General features: G+C 63.5%; 7 protein-coding genes. 2 read left to right on the forward strand and 5 right to left on the reverse strand.

Annotated elements, in window-relative coordinates:
* Positions 1-31: 31 nt before the first annotated feature.
* Positions 32-1555, reverse strand: a complete 1524-nt coding sequence (locus tag QZH45_RS12990) for a nucleoside deaminase (RefSeq protein ID WP_024776305.1) — start codon at positions 1553-1555, stop codon at positions 32-34.
* Positions 1556-1755: 200 nt separating this feature from the next.
* Here QZH45_RS12990 and QZH45_RS12995 point away from each other — a divergent pair, with 200 nt between their 5' ends.
* A complete protein-coding gene (locus QZH45_RS12995) occupies positions 1756-2169 on the forward strand; it encodes a hypothetical protein (RefSeq protein ID WP_024776304.1) in 414 nt (137 codons plus the stop codon).
* Positions 2170-2184: 15 nt separating this feature from the next.
* On the opposite strand, the gene QZH45_RS13000 is transcribed toward QZH45_RS12995, so the two are convergent.
* The gene (locus QZH45_RS13000) at positions 2185-3888 is read right to left on the reverse strand and encodes an ABC transporter ATP-binding protein/permease (protein WP_024776303.1); all 1704 of its coding nucleotides are present in this window, start codon (positions 3886-3888) and stop codon (positions 2185-2187) included.
* Between the two features lie 194 nt (positions 3889-4082).
* On the opposite strand from QZH45_RS13000, the gene fhuF reads away from it, so the two are divergent.
* On the forward strand, positions 4083-4772 hold the full coding sequence (gene fhuF, locus QZH45_RS13005; protein WP_024776302.1) for a siderophore-iron reductase FhuF: 690 nt from the start codon (positions 4083-4085) through the stop codon (positions 4770-4772).
* Positions 4773-4962: 190 nt separating this feature from the next.
* On the opposite strand, the gene QZH45_RS13010 is transcribed toward fhuF, so the two are convergent.
* The 3 genes from QZH45_RS13010 to QZH45_RS13020 are packed head-to-tail and all read right to left on the reverse strand — an operon-like array spanning position 4963 to position 20649.
* On the reverse strand, positions 4963-6606 hold the full coding sequence (locus tag QZH45_RS13010) for a cyclic peptide export ABC transporter (protein ID WP_024776301.1): 1644 nt from the start codon (positions 6604-6606) through the stop codon (positions 4963-4965).
* Position 6607: 1 nt separating this feature from the next.
* Positions 6608-10435 (reverse strand): non-ribosomal peptide synthetase, encoded by a 3828-nt coding sequence (locus QZH45_RS13015; RefSeq protein ID WP_055135412.1) that lies wholly within the window; start codon positions 10433-10435, stop codon positions 6608-6610.
* On the reverse strand, positions 10432-20649 hold the full coding sequence (locus tag QZH45_RS13020) for a non-ribosomal peptide synthetase (RefSeq protein ID WP_069018534.1): 10218 nt from the start codon (positions 20647-20649) through the stop codon (positions 10432-10434). The genes QZH45_RS13015 and QZH45_RS13020 overlap by 4 nt, the downstream gene beginning before the upstream one ends.
* Positions 20650-20697: the final 48 nt, after the last annotated feature.

Below are 20697 nucleotides of genomic sequence, written 5' to 3' on the forward strand. Positions count from 1 at the left end.
TGCGGACCATGTGCTGGTTGGCGTTGCTCTTTCAAGTCGAGGACGCCGGGCATCGGGCTTGAACGGCTTCTCCAACCGTTTCGGTTTCTACTGTGTTCAGGTAAGAGCGGGCGTCATTCAGAACCGCTGCGTTACCGGGGTATTTGACGGTATAAGCTTTCAGGCTCGCCAACGCCGACTCAAAGACCTGATGCGCTTCGTCGGTGAGCAAATAATCCGTCAGGCTTTTTTTCCCTGACGAAAGGTATTGTTCGTAGCCGCGTTCGATAGCCGTTTTCTGGGGTAGCCCAAGGACCGTGTCTTGCGTGTAGATTCGTGGGTAATTGATTCGCTGGAGTGCTTCTCTCGCTTTTCCAAATCCAGGATCTTGCTGAACGTAAACGACGCGTTTTACTTCGGCCATGGTCATCATCCCCGTACACATGGCGCACGGCTCCAATGTCGTATAGACCGTCAGGCTCGCGGCGTTACGTTTTCCCTTGCCGCATTTCAGATAGTTCTGAATGAGTCGGACTTCTCCATGTTGCGTCGTGTCGTTCAGTTTTCTTACGGAGTTGCGTGCATAGAAAATGGGCTTTTGGGCGGTGTCTACAAGGACGCCACCAATGTTGTGCCCTCGGCGATCCTCTTTATTGACTTGCCAGTCCTGCAGGACAACGGCCATGGCAAGCAAGGAAAATATTTCGTCGCGCTCTTCCTGCTCATTACCTGGAGAACTCCAGGCCAGGGTGCAGCTTGGTGTCCGTTCAGGGACAACCAGGTTCCTACCGTCGTCGCTGGGTTTCCAGTCGGGATCATTTGCTACCGAAGGAAGAAACCCATTGAAGAAGGGCACCATTGAGCGTGTGATGGGTACAAAGAGATCGCCCGCGCCTTGATAGGTAGCCGGGGCCTTGAGCTTCTCCGCCTCATTGCGTTTGAGCTTCACTGCTTTCGAAATGCTTCCCCAGTTGTGAACCAGTTTCCAATAATCGTCAAACTGAAGGGCGGAGCCAGACGCAGTGGCGCACGTCAGGTCGTCCAGAACGTAGTCGAAGCGCGTTGATTCGGCCAGCAGCATGGCGAAGAAACGAACGGCGTTATGAATGTTTTCCTGTTTGGCTTGGTCGGTCGTTCCCAAATCGTCCAGGCTATCGATTTCGGAAAGTACTTGTAGCTGTTTGAGGGCTTCTTCCTCGTTGATTTTCAGCTTTGCGCCGCCGTCGTAAGCGACGTAGTCGTAGCTGTTTTTCAGACACCGGCCAGTTGCATCCTCCACGCACAGCGGCAACTCATTGATTTCTTTCAGGTAGACGTTGTTAGGTTGGACTTTGAATGTTGCAATCAATGGCTTTTCTTCACTTGCGGATGAACACAGGCTTTGGATCTGAAGCCCATATCGATCCTGATTGCTGCTGCCTTTGACGCGTGGCCTCATCTCGTTTCGAATGAATTCGGGTAGCCTGCGGTACTCGTAGCTGTCGGGATCGCCAACGATGTTGAAATAGACTTCGCAGGCATCGGCTGCACTGCACACCAATCCTAGAATAAATATGAACGCCGCATTCTTCAGCACAATAGCCACCTCCGCTGTGGTCGTGGTTGAGAACCGGTTGGCTTTGGCATGAAGCCGATCGTTCAGATAAATGTAGTAGAGGTTTGGCGAGTTGCCGTGTGGCGTTTATTCGTGGAAAGAATCTGCATGCTTTTGGAATGCGTGCGCGATGAAAAGCTGGTATCCATGCAGGGAACATCAACCGCATGGAGTCGATAGCGATGAAGAAACCGAAATATGGCCCGAGCTTCTGGTCTGCACCGCCGATGACGGCTGGTTACAAGATCCTTCTCCCTTTGATTATGCTACTGCCCCTGGCTGCGCTCTGGATGCAGGGCGTATGGAGTACGTCCTATGCCGCTCTTTCGTGTGGCATTTCCTCCCTCTTGTATGTAGGGCTGCCTTGGACCAATGCATTGGCCAGGGGCCGGTTTGAAAGGGAGTACCTGGGCTATCGAGCGGCTATCGAGGCGCGGTTTATCCAGCCTGATGTGACGTCTGGGGAAAGAGACTTCCTGCTCGGCAGGCTGGAAGCGCAATTTCACATGCTATTGAATCCCGAGCCTTGCCTGCAATTCGCCAGAAACCTGGGTGCCGTGGGGTCTTATCTGGCCCGCGTTTTCGCTCGATACTGACGGGGCTTCACGGCTTCACACTGCTTGCCTGACCTTGCGATGCACCCACCGTGCCTCATCCTTGAGTTCCAGGACTTGCCAATGAATGTGCTCCAACGAGGCGTTATGCCCGACGCTGATCAGAATCGTCTCCGGCAGCGTCTGCTTGAGCAACTGATAGCAGCGCAGCTCGTTGGTCGCATCCAGTGCCGAGCTGCTCTCGTCGAGGAACAGCACTGTCGGGCGGGCCAGCAGGGCGCGGACGAACGCGCAGCGTTGCTGCTCGCCGACGCTGAGGGTCTGGGCCCAATCCCTTTCCTCATCCAGTTGATCGCCCAGGTGTTGCAGGCCGACCTGCGCCATCACCTGGAGCAGCGCGGCATCTTCTTCGCGTCGTGGCGGGTTGGGGTACCAGAGCGCCTCGCGCAGGCAGCCCAGCGGCAGGTAGGGTTTTTGCGACAGGGTCAGCGCCCGCTCATGGTCATAGCTGCTGGTGCCGCGAGCATGGGGCCAAAGCCCGCTGATCGTGCCGAGCAGGGTCGATTTACCATAACCGGACGGTGCACTGATCATCAGGCTGTCGCCTGGCCTGAGTGACAGGTTGAAGCCTTTGAACAATTGGCGGCCGTTCGGCAACCAGACGTCCAGATCCTTGATATCGAGGCCGCTGGCCTTTTGTTCGAGCCGGACCCCGGACTTCACCTCGAGGTTGTCCAGGCGCTCCTGAAAGCCGCTCAAACGGTCGATCACCGACTTCCATTCAGACAGCTCCGGAAACACGCTGACCAGATAGGCGATGGCCGCGTGGACTTCGCCGAAGGCTGCGCTGATCTGTGTCAGGCGACCCAAGGGGAACGCGCCGGCAAAGAACTGCGGTGCCATGATGAACATGGGAATGACCGTGGCGCTGCGCAGGTAAAAGGTCGAGTAGCCCATGATCAGTTTCTGCTTCTTGACCAGTGCCCAGAAGTTTTCCAGTGCCGCCTCCAGGCGTTGATTGAAGCGTTCGTTCTCCACCTTCTCACCACGGTATTGGGCTACCGAGTCGGCGTTTTCTCGCAGGCGAATCAGCGAGAAACGAAAATCCGCTTCACGCCGTTGTTGCATGAAATTGAGGCTTGGCAATGCGCGCCCCAGCCAGAACGCCAGGCCGGTGCCCAACAGCGCATACACCAGGGCGATCCACACCAGCAGCCCCGGAATGACCACCGACTGGTCGTCGAACGGCACGCTGACCAGGTTCGAAGCCTGCCAGAGAATATTCAGGAAAGAGAACAGCGACACCACCGAGGTCAACATTCCCAGGCTCAACTTCAACGACTTGACGATAAACAGGTCGATGTCCTCGGCAATCCGCTGGTCGGGGTTATCGACTTCGGTCTCGGTCAGTTTCAGCTTCTGGTAGCGCTGGCTGCCCAGCCATTGGTCGAGCATGTTCCGGGTGGCCCAACGGCGCCAGCGTATGGTCAGCTTCTGCTGGAAGTGGAACGCGCCCACGGTAAACCCGGCCATGCCGACCTGCAGCAGGATGAATTGCAGGCTGCCGACGAGAAAGCCGTGATAGTCCAGAGCCTGCAAGGCGTTGTAGAAATGCAGGTTCCAGAAATTGTTGAGAATGTTGATGCCCACCAGGCACAGGGTCATCAGCACGGTGCCCAACAGCAGCAACAGGGCCGGGTACTTTTCCTCGGATGTCCAGAAAGGCCGCGCGAGACGCCAGAAAGTGCGGAGTGTGTGCATGTGGTCTTGGTAAGCCCGGTCGCTGACGACGTTGAGTTTGCAGATGAGGAAGGATAGGATCAGCCAATGCTAATCGTTTGCATTAAATAGGGAAAGGGAGACCCGTCATCGAATTTCCAGAATGGCTCAACCAGGCCTGGCCGCCGATACAGCGGGTGATCCGGCAGGGGGCTGGCGAGCAGCCCTCCGTTGCGTTGAGCCGACTTGTCGATCCTGAGGTGCTGCAACCGCTGCTGGCCCGCTTCGCCCTGCGTTATCCGGGGGTGAATCGCGCCGCCGTGGCGTCGCAATGGTCGATGAACTACATGAGCATCGTCCTGCCAGCGACCCTGGCCTGTGTGTTGACCCGCCACAGCGCCATCGATTTCTGGGGCGAAGAGGCGGTGCTGTTGCACGATGACGGTCAGCCTTCGGCCCTGGGGCTGGCAAGCCGACTACCGGCTTTGAGCCAGGACGAGCGCGCGGCCTACTGGTCGCGGTTGGTCCACGAGCACCTGGCACCGCTGTTCGCGACCCTGGCCGCCGCCGGAGGGCTGGCGCCGAAGATACTGTGGGGCAACATGGTTGCCATCTGGGATGGTGCGTTCGCGCGAATGGACCCCGACCTGTCCCGGGATGGGTTCGCCGAGGCGCACCAGTGGCTGGAACCGGTCACGGTGAATGACGGGCGCCTGAAGTTGCGGGGCCTGCAACGCATGGTCGAATCACCCGCGCCGCAGATCTGCCCGTGTTTGCCCTTGCGCCGGCATTGCTGCCTGCATTACCAACTGCACGAACCCGTCGAAGGCCAGCCGCCGGTGCTCTGCGAGTCCTGCCCCAAACTGCATCGCCTGCCCCTGGCGGAGCAGGTGAGCTACCTGCATTACATCTATGAAGATGCATGAGCCCGTTAGAGGGTAATGCTGTTCACTTAAGAAAAACGATGAACCTGTGGAGAGGGGATTCATCCCCGCTGGGCTGCGCAGCAGCCCCAACATAGGTGACTCAATCCACTTGATATCGAGTACCAGGGCTTTGGGGCTGCTTTGCAGCCCAGCGGGGATGAATCCCCTCGCCACAGGTCTATCGACTGCTTCAGGACAGCATGGCCGGCGTCTTCGCAACGGCCTGGGGCGTGATTTCGCTGAGCTGGCCATGCTCGATACGAATCAGCCGGTCGGCCAGGCCGAAGTAGGCATCGTCATGGGAAATGACGATCAGCAGTTTGCCGCGCTCGCGCAGGTCCGGCAGGATCCGGGTGTAGAAAAAGTGCTTGAACACCGGATCCTGGTCGGCCGCCCATTCGTCGAACAGATAGCACGGACGATCATCCAGGTAGGCGCTGAGCAGCGCCAGGCGCTTGCGTTGCCCGGTGGACAGCGCCAGCGTCGTCAACTTGCCTTCCTCGATGTGCACCTTGTGATCCAGCTGCAAGTGAATCAGGTAGTCCTGGGCCTGTTTCACCAGTTGCGGATCATCACCGTCGAACAGGTTCTCGAACAGGCAGAAGTCGGTGAAGATCGCCGAGAAGTGCTGGCGGTAGTGGTGGTTGTCATTGCTTGAGGACACTTGCTCGTCGAGCATGATGTCGCCGCCTTCCGGCCGGTAGAGGCCCGTCAGCAACAAGGCCAGCGTGGTCTTGCCGCTGCCGTTGCCGCCGGTGATGAACACCACCTCGCCCGCATTCAACGTCAGGTCGATGGGGCCAAGGGTGAAATGGCCGTCTTCGCGCTCGCGGTAGTAGGTATGGCTGACCTGTCGGCACACCAGACTGCGAACCTGGGTCGGAGAGATCGTCCCGACGGCTTCCTCAGCGGTTTGCATTTCGCCTTCCAGGGCGCGGATCTTGTTCAGCGCGACGCTGGCCCGGCCCAGGGTAGGCAAGGCGTGCATCAGTTCCGACAGCGGCGTGATCATGTACAGGATCGCCAGAATATAGCCGGTGACCAGGCTGGCGCTCAGGTCGATGAAGTGCGGCGCGGCGAAGAGCACCACGCCGATCAGCAGATAGAACACCGCATTGCCCCAGTTCAGCACCAGGGCGTAGATGCTCATGCCCCGTACAAAGTCCCGGCGATACTGCTGGCTCACCGGTATCAGCAGGCGTGTGAAGAAGTGCTGCCGGCGCGGGTGGTTGAGTTGCAGTTCCTTGCTGCCGTCGGTGAGCAGGCGGTACTGGTCGAACAACTGGTCCTTGAGCTCCCGCGCACGGGAGATCGAAGTCAAGGCCCGGCGTTGCGGCCAGTTGAAGCTGAGGCTGCCCAGGGCGATCAACAGCATCGTCAAGCCGAGCAGCGGCAGGCTCAGCCAGCCCAGGTAGGCCAGGCACGCGGCGATGATCCCGGCGTTGACCAGCAGGATCGGCACCAGCTCCACCGCCTGGCTGATGGTCTGTGTATCGTCGGTCAGCATCGCCAGCAGGCGGTGCTTGCCCAGGCGTTGCAGCTGCGCGTAGGGCGTGTCGATCAGTTTGGCGCTCAGGTGCAGGCGCATGTCGTTGACTGCCGCCTGGCCCAGGCGCAGCAGGCTGACATCAGAGATCACCCGCGATATCGCCACCAGCACCACCAGGCCACCGAAGTACAGGCCGTCCACCGGACGCAACTGATCGAACACCGTCAGGCTGTGGTTGATGTTGGCGATCAGCCCGGCCGCGGCGAGGCCGCAGATCAGGCCCGTCAAGGTCGCCACCAGCAGTGCGCGCCATGAGCGTTTAGCCATGAGTAACAACAGATCCATTTCAAACCGCTCCGTGTGTCGCAAATGTCTCGAGACGCGCCGCCAATTGTTGGTGCAGGGCGCCTTGCTCGAGGATGGTGAGGTGCTGCGCCTGGACGACTTCGCGGGTCAGCGGCCCGCTGCTCAGGCGTTCCCAATGCGGGTCGACGAACTCAGACTGGGCCAGGGTGTCGCTGGCCCACCAGACATGAACCGGGCAGCTTAACCGTGCAGGCTTGAAGCTGGCCAGCAGGTGCTGCGTGTGTTGCTGGTAGCGCAACCGCGTTTGCAGGTGTTCCCAACTGTCGCCATCGAGTTGCAGGCCTTGCTGGCGAGCCCACTGCACCAGTTCCGCCAGGCGTGCCGCGGGGGGCAGGGCGCCCAGTTGCGCGGTCAACGCGGTCATGATGGGCGGCGGCAGCTGACGCATCAGCGTCTGGCTGTCCAGGGTCAGCGCCTGAGAAGCCGACTCCAGCAGCGCTTCGACACTGTCTTCCGGCGCCTGATGCTGGTATTGCGAGTCGATGATGCCGAGAAAGGCCACTTGCTCGCCCTGGCTTTCCAGGCGCGCGGCCGCGGCAATCGCCAGCAGTCCGCCGAGGGAGAAGCCCAGCAGGTGATAGGGGCCGTGGGGTTGCTGTTGGCGCAGGTGCTCGACGTAGAGCGCGGCAAGGCTCTCGATATTGCCGTCCAGCGCGGTGCTGTTCTCGGCCAGGTAGGCCGCCTGCAAACCCCAGAGGTTCCAGGATTGCAGAGGGGCCAGCAGCGTGCGGTAGTCCTGCACATGGCCGGTGGACGGGTGGAAGCAGAACAGATTGGCGGCTTCGACGTTGAGCGCCGACAACCTGACCAGCGGCGAGAGCTTGAGCTCGGCCTGCACCAGCGCGGCAAAGGCCGAGACACTGGGGGCGTTGAACACCGCATTGACCGTCACCGGTGCCGACAACGCGGTCTGCAGGCGACTGGCAAGCGTCACCGCCGCCAGGGAGTGGCCGCCCAGTTCGAAGAAGTCATCGTCGATACCCACCCGCTCCAGGCCCAGCACTTGCGCCCAGACGTCGGCGAGCAAGGCCTCCAGCGGGGTGCGCGGCAGGGCGCTGCCGACCGTGTCGAGCACCTTGTCCGCCCATTGCTGCAACGTCTTGCGGTCGAGCTTGCCGTTACCCATCAGCGGCAGTGCCTCGACAATCCGCAAGGTCGGCAGCATGTAGTCCGGCAGGCAGTCCTGGGCCTGGCCGTGCAGCCGGGCGACGCTGGTCGAATGCCCGGGCACCAGGGTCATGAAGGCGAACAGTTGCTGGCCGAGCTCGCCCCGAGGGATGCATTCCACGGCGGCTTGAGCAACGCCGGGCAGGCGGGTCAATTGCGCCTGTATCTCGTCGAGTTCCACGCGAAAGCCGCGGATTTTCACCTGGCGATCCGCGCGCCCGGTGATTTCCAGGCTGCCGTCATGAAGATAACGGGCCATGTCGCCGGTGCGATACAGGCATTCGCCTGGCCATTGTGGCAGTTCGATAAAGCGGTCGGCGCTTTGTTGTGGGTCCAGATAGCCCCGTGCCAGTTGCGGGCCGCCGATATACAGCTCGGCGCTTTGGCCGGGAGCGGCCAGGGCCTGCTGGTCGTCGAGCAAGTACAGGCGCATGCCGTCGAGACGGTCGCTGAGGGGCAGGCGACGATAGTCCACCGCCGGTTCGACAGCGTGCATCACCACTCCGACCGTGGTTTCGGTAGGGCCGTAATGGTTGAAGATCGTCAGTGCCGGCGCGTGGCTGCGAATGCTCTGCAGCAGGCGCCGCGAGCAGGTTTCACCGCCGAGAATCAGTTGTTTGCGCGGCAGCACCGCAGCGCTTTGGGCATGGATCAACCAGGCATCGAGCAGCGACGGCACGATCTTCAGGTGATCGATCGGGTATTGCATCTGCCACGCAGCCCAGGCCTGGGCGTCCATGGCGGTTTCCTTGTCCAGCAGGTGCAATTCGCCGCCGCTGAGCAATGCCGGGAACAGCAGGGTGTAGCCGAGGTCGGCCGCCAGCGACGTAACCACTGCGCTGCGCTCGCCCGCCATGAGTTTCAGGCGCTGGGAAACGCTGGCGACATAGCTGCCAAGCTGACGGTGTTCAACGATGACGCCTTTGGGCGTGCCGGTGCTGCCCGAGGTGAACAGCACGTAGGCTGCGTCCTGGGGTTGGATGTCGAAGTCCGGTGCGCTCGTCGGCCCTTGTTGCCAGGCGGCTTCATTACGCAGGTCGAGGCTGACGACGGACGGCAGGGCGGGTGCGTTGCCGGCCGCGCCGCTGAGGACGAAGGCCGGTTGCGCCTGCTGCAGGATCGCCAGGGAGCGTTGCGCGGGCTGCTGGGCATCCAGCGGGATGAACGTTGCGCCGCTCTTGAGCACGGCGAGTATGGCCAGCACCATTTGCACCGAGCGATCCAGGTACAACGCCACGCGGTCCTCGCGGCCGACACCCTGTGCGCGCAGGTAATGGGCCAGTTGGTTGCTGCGTGCGTCCAGTTCGGCATAGCTCAAATGACCGTTGTGGTCGCGCAGGGCCAAGTGCCCGGGGAACTGCGCGGCACATGCGCTGATGCGCTCCGGCACGCTGGTAAACACCGGCGGCACGTCGAGTGAGGGCTGCAAGGCGGCCAGCGTCGCCGCGAAGCCCGGCGCCTGCAACGACAGTTGCGACAGTGGTTTGTCCGGGTTGGCGAGGGCATCGAGCAGCAGCGACTGCAACTGTTCCAGCAGTGTCGTGGCGGCCTGTTCGCTGTAGCGGCTCGGCGGGTGAGACAGGTTCAGGCGATAGTCGCCGCCGATGGTTTCGGCCACCAGCAGCAGTTCCATGCCCGACGGGACAGCTTGGAGGTCCAGCACGGCAAGCGTCGATGCGCTGCTACCGAAGACACCGAGTGGCCCAGGCAGGCGAGCACCCCATTGAAAGCCGTAATGCGAGGCTTCGGCCGTCTGCGCAGTGCTGACGCCGCAATATTCCTGCCATTCGGTAGCGTGTTCGCAGAGCGTCTGCAGATTGGCCAGCGCTTGGGCAAACGAGTGCTCGGGAGCCGCTTCCCAACGCAAGGGCAGGGGCTTGGCGAACAGCCCCCAGCAGTCGGCGAGTTCTTCGTAGTCGTCACGGCAGTCATGCACCCAGTTCAAGGTCAGCGCCGGGCTGTCGCCGCTGCTCAAGCGCTGCAACAGGACGCCCCAGGCGGCCATCAGCACCTGCTCGTGCGAGGCCCCATGACGCTGGCAAAAACGGTCCAGGGCCATGCCCAGCTGTGGCGTGGCGATCAGGCGGGTGGTCACCGGCGTATCGGCGCGATCGCTGCGTACCTGGCGGTAGAGCAATTCGCCGGCCGATTCGTCCAGCGCCTGGGTTGCCCAGAAGCGCCGGCCCTGCTCGGCATCGTCGTCGGTCTGCAATTCGTACAACCAGGCGCTGTACTGGGTGTAGGTCATGGCTTCGTCGTCGAACGCCGGTGCCTCCACCGACGCCAGTGCCTGCACCAGGCGCAGCAAGGTCCCGCGGTCCGCGCTCAGCGCCGGCAGTTGCAGCACGACCCGGTGCCGGTCGGCCTCCATCGATGGCACCTCGACGGTGATCCCATTGGCTGCGGTGACGGTGGATTCAATGACCTGCAACGGCGTCAGCAAGCCCGGCTCCGGCCGCACCCGCAAGCGCAGGGCTTCGTGACAAGCGCTCAACGCGGCGAGCCGTTGTTGCAGGCGCTCCAGCGCCAACTCACCGCGAATTTCCAGTTCCAGCTTTACCGGCGGCAACCCACCCAGCCACTGGCTGCGCTGCTGTGGCGAAAGGGCGAAGGCTTCTTCACGCTTTTCGTAAGCCGTCATGCCAGCACCTCCGCCACCGGCAGCGGCTGCGCTTGGGGCAGATGCCCCGTCAGCTGTTCGCGGCGCATCATCTGGCCCATGGCAACACAAATCTTGCGCTCGCCTTCAAAGGGGTCCCGGGCGTGGGCCACCAGCATGTTGTCGAGCATCACCATGTCACCCTTTTGCCAGGTAAATCGCACGGCGCAGTCCTCGTATGCCGCGCCGATCACGTCCATCACCGCATCTTCGATCACGCTGCCATCGCCGTAGTAGACGTTGCGCGGCAGGTGCTCCGGGCCGAACAGATTGATCAGGTTGCTGCGCACTTCAGGCTCCAGGCAGGCGGTGTGGTGCAGTTGCACCTGGTTGAAGAACGACAGCTCTAAGGTGTCGGGATGCTCGACAATCGCCGGGCAGTGCTGGGCGATACGCAGGTTATCGGCCCCCAGCCATTCCCAGCGCATGCCCGATGCCCGGCATTGGCGTTCGACGTCCTCGCGTTGTTCGGTCTTGAAGAAGTCCTGCCAGCGTACGTCCAGCTTGTCGGTGAAGTGGCGTACATAGAGCAGGCCGTGGGTTTTCAGGCGGGTGACGATGTCGTTCGGCAACCGCGCCAGTACCTGCCGGCAATCGACGATGGGTGTGCAGCCGCCTACGGGGGACGGTGTCTCGCAATAGAACCACTGCTTGCGCGGCCATTGCGGCAGGTGCGAGCTCTCGTTGTGGAAGAGAATCATGTGTTGTTCCGGGTACGGCGTGGAATGGTAGATGTTCTTGCCGGAGGTGTTTTTCGGCAGATCGCCGTAAGTCCCATAGAGGTCCGGTTCGATGGCCTGGGCGAACTGTTCGAATGCGGCCGCGTCCGGCAGGTTGAAGCCACGGAACAACAGGCCGCCGTGGGTGCGCAATTGCCCGTTGATCCATTCCCGGGCTTGCAGCGCCCAGTGCACCGGATCCAGGTCGCTCAGCAACGGCTCGATCACCAACGGCAGGGGTTGCCCAGGGATCAGACTGCGGCTGCGCACCTGTTCGTGGGCCAGCTGGCTGACGGCGGTGGCGCGGGTCTGCTTGAGCTTGCTCAGCTTGGAAAGCTTGCGGGCGCTGCGGGCCGTGGCGTCGTCGGCGGGCGAGTCGGGCAGGGCGGGCGCGGTGCTGCCCTGGCCTTCCTCAAGCCGCCAGGACCAGTGGTCCAGTGCCGGCCCGGAAGCTGAGGCAAGCTGCTCGACCAGGCTTTCGAAGCCTTGCTCGAAACGCTGGACGGTCGCTTCCTGCAATACGCTGGTGCGGTACACCCAGCGTACGTTCAGGCCTTGTTCTTCGTCTTCCTCGACAAACACCGCCAGGTCGAACTTGCTGCTCTCCTGGCGCGATACCAGGTGTTCCACCTCAAGGTCCGACAGGTTGGCATTGCCGCTTGGCGTGTTCTGCATGACGAACAGCACCTGGACCAGCGGGTTCACCCCCGGCGTGCGCGGCGGTTGCAATTCTTCCACCAGCTTGTCGAATGGCACTTGCTGATGCTGGAAGGCCGACAGGCAATCTTCACGCAAGCGTTGCAGGCGAGCGTCGAAGGTGTCGCCTTCGCTCAGTCGCGCGCGGATCGGCAGCACGTTGACGAAGAACCCGATCAGGTGTTCCAGGGCCGGGTGTTCGCGGTTGGCCAGGTCGGTGCCGACGATGAAATCGCTGGCCCCGGTGGCGCGCTGCATCAGGCTGTTGAAAGCATTGAGCAGGACCATGAACAGCGTCGCTCGTTGCTTTTGCGCGTACGCCTTGAGCACCCGGGTCTGGGCCGGGCTGAACCGTTGCTCCAGGGCCGCGCCCTGGTAATCGGGACGTGCCGGGCGTGGGCAATCAAGCGGCAGCGGGATCAGCGTCGGTGCGCCGTGCAGTTGCCGGCGCCAGTAGTCGATGGCCCGGGCCAACAGGCGCTGCTGCGCTTCGCTGCGTTGCCAGTAGGCATAGTCGGCGTACTGGATCGGCAGCACCGGCAGCACCGGCAGGGCCGGCGTCGAACCGCTGGTGTACGCCTGATAGCCGACGATCAGTTCCTGGACGAGGATGCCCATGGACCAGGCGTCCGTGGCGATGTGATGCAGCACCAATTGCAGCACATGATCGTCCGTGCCCAGGCGCAGCAGGTTGGCGCGCAGCATCGGCGCCTGTTGCAAGTCGAATGGAGTGCCGGCCTGCTCGTCGATCAGGCGTTGCATTGTGCTTGCCTGCGCCTCGCCGGCCAGTTGACCCAACTCGGTCGGCGTGAGGTCGACCCGCGGTGCCGGGCTGATCACCTGGCAGGGCTGGTCACCGTTGAGGTGGAAGGCAGTGCGCAACGACTCGTGGCGCTCCAGTACGGTCTGCAATGCCGCTTGCAACGCCGGAATATCCAGTGTCCCGCGCAACCTCACCACCGTACTCATGTTGTAGGCGGCACTCGGGCCTTCGAAGCGATCGAGGAACCACAAGCGCTGCTGGGCGTAGGACAACGGCAGCGGCTGGTGACGTGGCGCCAGGGCGATTTCGTTGTCGCCCTCGGCCGCGACCTGGGTGTCGCGCTGCTGATCGACCGCTGCGGCCAGTTGCTCCAGGGTGCCGCGTTCGAACAGCGTGCGCAGCGGCAGGCTGACGTTCAGGCGCCGACGGATCCGCGACAACACTTGGGTAGCCAGCAGCGAGTGGCCGCCGATGGCGAAGAAGTCATCGTGCACGCCGACGCTGTCCAGGCCGAGGATCTCCTGCCAGAGTTCTGCCAGGACCTGCTCGGTGGCGGTGCGCGGTGCCACGCACAGCTCATCGGTGGTCTCGGTCTGAGGCACGCCTTTGGCGGCGAGGGCTCGGCGGTCGACCTTGCCGTTGGCGTTCAACGGCAATTGTTCCAGCGCCAGCCAGCGGGCCGGGACCATATAGTGCGCCAGTTGCGTGCCCAGGTAAGCGCTCAGCAGCTGTTGCGCGGATTCGCCGCCCAGGTCGGCAGTGCTGTCGAGCACGTACCAGGCGACCAGTTGCAAGGCACCCCGGGCATCGGGCAGCGCCAGGACGGCGGCGCTGTCCACCGCCGGATGCTGCATCAGGCGGTTTTCGATCTCGCCCAGTTCGATACGGTGACCACGGATCTTCACTTGCTGGTCGCGACGGCCGAGGTACTCGATCACGCCATCGGCGCGCATCCGGCCGATGTCGCCGCTGCGGTACAGGCGCGTATCCGCCTGGAACGGGTGCGGGACAAAGGCTTCCTGGGTGCGCTGCGGGTCACGCAGGTAACCGCGGCCCACACCGACGCCGCCGATGCACAACTCACCGGGAACGCCGAGGGGCACCATGCGCAGCGCCGAATCCAGCACGAACACCTGGTTGTTGGCGGTGGGTTTGCCGATGGGCATGTGCAGGCAATCGTCGGTCGGGGCTTCGGTGATCGGGTGGAAGGAGACGTCGTCCGAGCATTCCGCCGGGCCGTAGGCGTTCATCAACGGGATGGCCGGGAAGCGTGCGAACCAGTCCCGCGCCAGGGCCGGTGGCAGGGCCTCGCCAGTGGGCAGCAGCCAGCGCAGGCTTGCCAGGTTGTGATGGGCCTGACTCTCCTGGAGCATGCCCCGGATCAGCGCCGGCACGGTTTCCAGCAGCGTCAGCCCGTGTTCCTGGACGGCGTCGAGCAGGGCCACCGGGTCGTGGGCCTGGGCATCGGGAAGGATATGCACGGTGGCGCCGAACAATGGTGCGGCGAGGAACTGCCACACGCTGATGTCGAACGCCGCGGACGCCGTTTGGGCAATCCGGTCGTGCTCGCCCAGGCCCAGGCTCGGCATCTTGCCGAACATGTTGTTGAGCATCCCTCGTTGTTCGACCATGACCCCTTTCGGCGTGCCGGTGGAGCCCGAAGTGAAGATCACGTAGGCCAGTTGGTCAGGGTTGTGCGAATACGTAACCGGTGCTCGTTCGCCGCCTTGCCAGAGCGCTTGGGCGATCAGGCAGGTGGGTTGCCGGTTCATCTGCGGCAGGACGTTGTCCAGCGTCGCTGTCGCGTGCTCGCAGACCAGCAGCAGCGGCGCTTCGCCGAGGTTCAGCAGTTCCGCCAGGCGGGCGGGCGGTTGCTGGATGTCCAGGGCCTGGAATGCGGCTCCGACCTTGAGCGTGGCGATCATCATCGTGAGCAAGGCCAGGCCACGCTCGGCAAATAGCGCCACCAGGGTTTCCGGACCGGCGCCGGACGCTTGCAGCGAGTGGGCGATGGCGTTGGCGCGGCGATCCAGTTCGGCGTAGGTCAGCGATTGGCCCTGGCAGACCGCGGCGAGGTGTTGCGCACGGCGCTGCACCTGATCGGCGAACAGCGCCGCGTAGCCGCGCTCCAGCGGGAAGTCCACGGCGCTGCGGTTGCACTCGATCTGCAGCTGCTGGCGCTCCGCTTCGGGGAGCATGTGCAGGCTGCCCAGGGGCGCTTGCGGCTGATCGAGCATGCTCGACAGCAGTTGCACCAGATGACCGAGCATGCGCTGCACGGTGTCGGTGCTGAAGCGCTGGCTGTCATAGGACAGGCGAATGCCCAGGCGGTCGCCGGGGTACAGCACCACCGTCATCGGGAAGTTGGTATGCACCCGGTCTTCGTAGATGTCGATGCTGAAGGCATCCAGTTGCACGCTGCTGATGTCCAGTGGGGCATTTTCGAACACCACCAGGCTGTCGAACAACTGCTGGCCGCGGGGGACTTCGCTGCAACGCTGGATGTCCACCAGTGATGCGCTTTCGTGCTCGCGCAATTGCGCGTTGTGCGACAGCAGCGCTTGCAGCCAGTCGGCGACCGGCGCTTGTGGGTCGACATCGACCCGCAGCGGCAGGCTGTTGATGAACAGCCCGACCATTTCCTCCACACCGGCCAGATCGGTCGGGCGACCGGCCACGGTGACGCCGAACAGCACGTCGCGGTTGCCACTGTAGCGCGACAGCAACAATGCCCAGGCGCCCTGGATCCAGGTGTTGGGGGTCAGTTGGTATTGCTGGCACAACTGCTGCAAACGCTGGGTCTGGGCGATGCTCAGGGTCTGGTCGAAATCGCCGACCTGCTCCGGCGCCTGCTCGGGGCGGGCCACGGGGCTGTCCACGTGCAGCGGCGTCGGCTCGCTGAAACCGGCCATTTCCGCTTGCCAGAAGGCGTGCGCGGCGGCCATGTCATGGCGCTCCAGCCAGCTCATGTAGCCTCGGAACGAACGCAGGCGCGGACGGGCCACGGGCTCCTGGCGCACGAGGGCCTGGTAGATCGCCAGCAGGTCTTCCATCAACAAACCGAAGCACCAGGCATCGGTGAGGATATGGTGGAAGCTGCGCACCACAGCGAAGCGGCGCTCATCGAGTTGGAACACCCGCAGATGGGTCAGCGGCGCGCAGGCCATGTCGAAGCCTTGCAGGCGTTGCGCTTCCAGGGCCTGGTCCATCGCCAGGCGCTGCTGCTCTTCATCGAGATGGCGCAGGTCCTGCCAGTCGAAAGCCCGATGGGTTTGCCGGTAGACGCATTGCAGCGGCTCATGGTCTTCCTGCCACCAGAACGCGGTGCGCATCATCGGGTGCCGTTGCAGGAACAACTGCCAGGCCGCTTCCATCGCCGGGCGCTGCAACACGCCGTCCCAGCTGTAGCGTTGCTGCATCAGGTAGATGCCGCTGTGGGGTTGCAGCAGGGTATGCAGGAGCATGCCCTGTTGCATCGACGACAACGGGTAGACGTCTTCGATGTTCAACCAGTCCAGAGGCTCGGCCGCCAGGGTCGCCGCTTGCTTGTGGCACAGCGGGAAAGCCTGGCTGGCGGGGCGCAGGTCGGTGGCGGTATGTAATCCGGCGAGTTCGCTCAAGCGTTGCATGAGCCGCGGCGCCCAGCTGGCGGCGAGGGCGCCCTGGCTGCGCAGGTGCAGGCAATCGTCCTGCCACCAGGCGTCGAGGGTCAGCGGACAGGTCGACGCTGTCGACGGGTTCGCCGCTTCGACCTGGGCGAGGATGCCGTGTGCTTCGCGATGGCTGTCGAGGTTGCCCAGCCAGCGAATGGTGACCGCTGCCGCCGGCAGATCGCGCAGGGGCTCTTGCAGGTAAGTGTTGTCCGACAGGTAACGCAATGCGCCGTAATCAACGCCATGTTGCGGGTAAGCGCGCATCTGCGCGACCAAGGCCTGCACCCGTTGCAGCAAGCTGTCGCCTTCGGTCTGGAGGAAGTACGGCACGGCCAGATCCAGCGGGCCGAGGATGCGTGCCGGTTCGAGGTCGGCCACGGCGATGGGCGCATCGACAGGCAAGCGCTCGGCGGCGGGGCGGGTGCCTTGAACGCTCAGTGCAATCATGCCGTCGCCGCCCAGCTCACGGCATTGTTCGACCACGGCGGCGGCCAGCAGGTTGTTCCAGTCCAGCTGCAGCACCTCGGCAACGCGCTTGAGTTCGCTGGAGGTGGTGGCTGGCAGAGTTTGCTCGATCACGCTGCTGGGTTGCTCGCTTTCCGGCAGTTGCAGCGGCTCCAGGCCGGCGTACTGCAGCCAGTGCTCCCAGGCATCGTCCAGGGCATCGCTTTGGGCGTGTGCCTGCTGGTGTCGCGTCCACTGGCTGAAATCGCCACCTGTATAGGACAGGCGCACCGGCCGGTGATACATCAGTTGTGCCAACGCCAGGTTGAGGTCGGTGAGCAGCAGCGACCAGGATGCCTCGTCCACGCACAGGGGGTGAGCGGCCAGCAGCAGGGACGGCTTGCCAGCCACGTCCAGTAGGCAGGCATGCAAGGTCTGGCCGGCGTCCAGTTCAAGCGCGTCGACACCGGCCTGGGCCAGGGCCTGCAAGTGCAGTGGGTCGCACACGGCCAGTTTCTCGTGGCTGATCATCGGTGCCTTGGCCGAGCCCAGTACCCGTTGCTGCCATTGCTCCTCGGGCAACGCTTTCAGTGCCAGACGCAGGGCCTGGTGATGGTGTTGCAAGGCGCTGATCGCCTGGCCCAGCAGGTTGCTGTCGATGGTTTGGGCCAGCGCCACGCAGCGCCAGGTGGCCTCGAGTGGGCCCTGTTGCAGGCGTGCCCGTTGGCCCGCGCCCAGTGGCAATTCGTAGCCATCGGCAAGGTTTTCCGCCACGCCCTGGCTGGCATCGGCCCCCAGCCCCCGGGCGATATCAGCGATGGTGCGGTTTTCGAACAACTGCCGAGGCGTGAGCTTCAGTCCCTGCTGGTTGGCGCGGGCGATGATCTGCAAGTTGATGATCGAGTCACCCCCCAGCGCGAAGAAGTTGTCGTGCACGCCCACCCGTTCCAGCTTGAGGACGTCCTGCCAGATGTCGGCCAGCAGTGCTTCGACTTCGTTGCGCGGGGCGACATGGCTGGCGCTGTCGTCGGTGGGTTTCTGTGGCGTCGGCAAGCGCTGCACGTCGACTTTGCCATTGCGGGTGAGGGGCAGTTCGTCGAGGGTGATGAAGTGCGCCGGCACCATGTAGTCCGGCACGCGGGCGCTGAGGTCGTTGCGCAGCTTGGCGGGTGAGATCGATTGGCTGGCGACCAGCCAGGCCACCAGGCGTGGGCTGCCGTCCAGTTCGACGACGCGCACCAGTGCCTGCTCGATCAGCGGCGACAGGCGCTTGATCTGCGCCTCGACTTCGCCCAGCTCCAGGCGGTTGCCACGGATCTTCACCTGGCTGTCGACGCGGCCAAGGAACGCGATTTGACCGTCGACTTGCCAGCGCACGCGGTCGCCGGTGCGGTACCAGCGTTGCTCGTTCGCATCGACATGGAAGCGTTCGGCGGTGAGGTCGTCCCGGTGCAGGTAACCTCGGGCCAGGGCACCGCTGATCAGCAGCTCACCGGACACGCCGATGGCGGCCAGGCGACCATTGCCATCGACCACCTGCAGTTGACGGTTCGACAGCGGCCGGCCGAGAGCGATGCTGCGCAGGCCCGCCGGCAGTTCGGTCGCGATGGCGCCGACGGTCGCTTCACTCGGGCCATAGTGGTTGAACACCTTCAAGCCCGGTGCCAGGCGGTTCACCTGTTCCAGCAGCGCCGGGCTGAGGGCGTCGCCGCCGAACACCAGCAGCGCGCGGGGCAGCAGACGGGCATCGGGCAGTGCCTGCAACAGGCCGGCGAGGTGGCTTGGGGTGATTTTCAGCACATCCACCGGATGCAGGTCGAAGAGTTCGGCCAGGGCCAGTGGGCTGAAACCGCTGTCTTCATCTACCAACAACAGGCTGGCGCCGCTGCACAGCGCACCGAACAGTTGGGTATGGCCGAGGTCGGCGGCGATGCTGGACAGCAAGCCGTAGCAGGCGGCCGCCGGCGGGTTGAGCACGGCCTGCACTGCCGTCAGGTAGTCGACGATGGACCGGTGCTCGACCACCACACCCTTGGGCGTGCCGGTGGAGCCCGAGGTGTAGATCACGTAGGCGGCATCGGTCGGGCTGTGGGCCACGGCGGGTGGCATGTCTGGCTGGGTGGCGATGGCCTGGGCCTGTTCGGTCAGCCACAGCGTCGGCGTGTGCTCGGCCAGACCCTTGAGCAGCGGTGAAGGGCTGGCGCCGATCAACAGCGCGGCGCGGCTGTCTACCAGCACGTCAGCCAGGCGGCCGGCGGGCTGCTTGATGTCCAGCGGCAGATACGCCGCGCCGGCCTTGAGGGTGGCGAGCAGGGCAACGACGAAATCGGCACTGCGCTCCATGGCCAGGGCGACCACGCTGTCGTGGCCGATGCCCTGGGCGCGCAGGTATTGGCTGAGGCGGTTGGCCTGTTGATCGAGTTCACGGTAGGTCAGTGCCACCTGGAGATCGCGTACCGCCAGTTGTTCGGGGTACGCGGCAACCTGCTGTTCGAAACGCTGGTGCAGGCAGTCCTGGGGTACCGGCAGTTGCGCGCCGAACCCCTGTACCAACAGTTGCTGGCGTTCTTCCGGGCTTAGCCACTCGAGTTCGTTGACCCGGCACTGGGCTTGCGCCGTCATCGCCAACAGAATCGCGCGCAACTGTGCGGACAACACCGCGACCTCGGCGTCGCTGAAGCGGCTGCGGTCGTAGCTGATCAGGTAGTGCAACTGTTTGTCCGGCATCACGATCAGCGACAGCGGGAAGTGGTTGCGACCCTGGGTCAGGGTAATGCCGTCGGCCCGCTGTTCGCTGGCCGGGGCGCTGAAGCTCAAGCCGCCGGTGTCCTGGTTCAATGCGTCGGTGACCGGGAAGTTTTCGAACACCAGGATCGAATCGAACAGCGCCTGTTCGGCGGCTATGCGGGTCATCGCCTTGAGTTTGCCCAGCGGCAGGTAGGCGTGGTGGCGCAGGTCGCTGTTGGCGTGCTGCAACTGCTGCAGCCAATCCACCAGCGCCGGGCTGTCGGCCCACTGTACCCGCAGCGGCAGGGTGTTGATGAACAGCCCGACGGTGCTGTCGACCGCGGCCAGGTTCTCCGGGCGGCCGGCGACGGTGACGCCGTAGATCACGTCGTCACGCCCGGCGTGTTGGCCCAGCAGCAACGCCCAGGCGCCCTGGATCAAGGTATTGATGGTCAGGTCGTGGCGACGGGCGAACTGTGACAGCTGCTCGGTTTCGCTGTCGTCCAGCAGGCTTTCTCGCTCGGCGAAAGGTGCCCCTGCAGGCGCGGCCTCGCGCACGGCAAAGTTGGGCAGCGGGGTCGGTTCGCTCAGGTCCTGCAACTGCTCGCGCCAGAAGCCTTCGGTAGCCGCCATGTCCTGCTCCGCCAGCCAGGCGATGTAGTCGCGGTAGGCGCGGGTCGGTGGCAAGTGGGCGGGTCGGCCATGGGCTTGCTCGTAGTAGAGCGCCAGCCATTCCTGCACCGCGATGCCGACGCTCCAGCCGTCCATGAGGATGTGATGGAAGGTCCAGATCAGGTGCCAGCGCTCGGGGGCCAGGCGCACCAGGCAGACGCGCATCAGTGGCGATTCATTCAGCTCCAGGGGTTGCGCCCGTTGCTCCAGGCCCAATTGTTCCAGGGCTGCCTGTGGGTCGGCGCGGTCTTGCCAGTCCAGTTCAGTCAGGGGCAGGTCGACGTCCTGCTGCACCACCTGATAGGCGTCGTCCAACTCTTCCCAGAGAAACGCGCTGCGCAACACGGCGTGGCGCTGCATCAGCGCTTGCCAGGCACCGCGAAAGGCGTTGAGTTGCAGCGGGCCGTTCATTTCCAGGCTCAATTGCTGGTAGTACACCCGCGAATCCGGTTCAAAGACACTGTGAAACAACAGGCCGTGCTGGGTCGGCGAAAGGGAGTAGATGTCTTCGATGTTGTTCATGCTGGCTTGGTCCATTTCAAAGGCTTGAAAACAGTGGGTGTCGGGCTG

This window comes from Pseudomonas corrugata (genome assembly GCF_050920615.1).
Lineage (GTDB): Bacteria > Pseudomonadota > Gammaproteobacteria > Pseudomonadales > Pseudomonadaceae > Aquipseudomonas > Aquipseudomonas corrugata.

Excerpts from the sequence above, each read along its gene's own strand:
- QZH45_RS13020 (WP_069018534.1), bottom strand. The coding sequence starts at position 20,649 with ATGAACAACATCGAAGACATCTACTCCCTTTCGCCGACCCAGCACGGC.
- QZH45_RS13015 (WP_055135412.1), bottom strand. The coding sequence starts at position 10,435 with ATGACGGCTTACGAAAAGCGTGAAGAAGCCTTCGCCCTTTCGCCACAG.
- QZH45_RS13010 (WP_024776301.1), bottom strand. The coding sequence starts at position 6,606 with ATGGATCTGTTGTTACTCATGGCTAAACGCTCATGGCGCGCACTGCTG.
- QZH45_RS13000 (WP_024776303.1), bottom strand. The coding sequence starts at position 3,888 with ATGCACACACTCCGCACTTTCTGGCGTCTCGCGCGGCCTTTCTGGACA.
- QZH45_RS12995 (WP_024776304.1), top strand. The coding sequence starts at position 1,756 with ATGAAGAAACCGAAATATGGCCCGAGCTTCTGGTCTGCACCGCCGATG.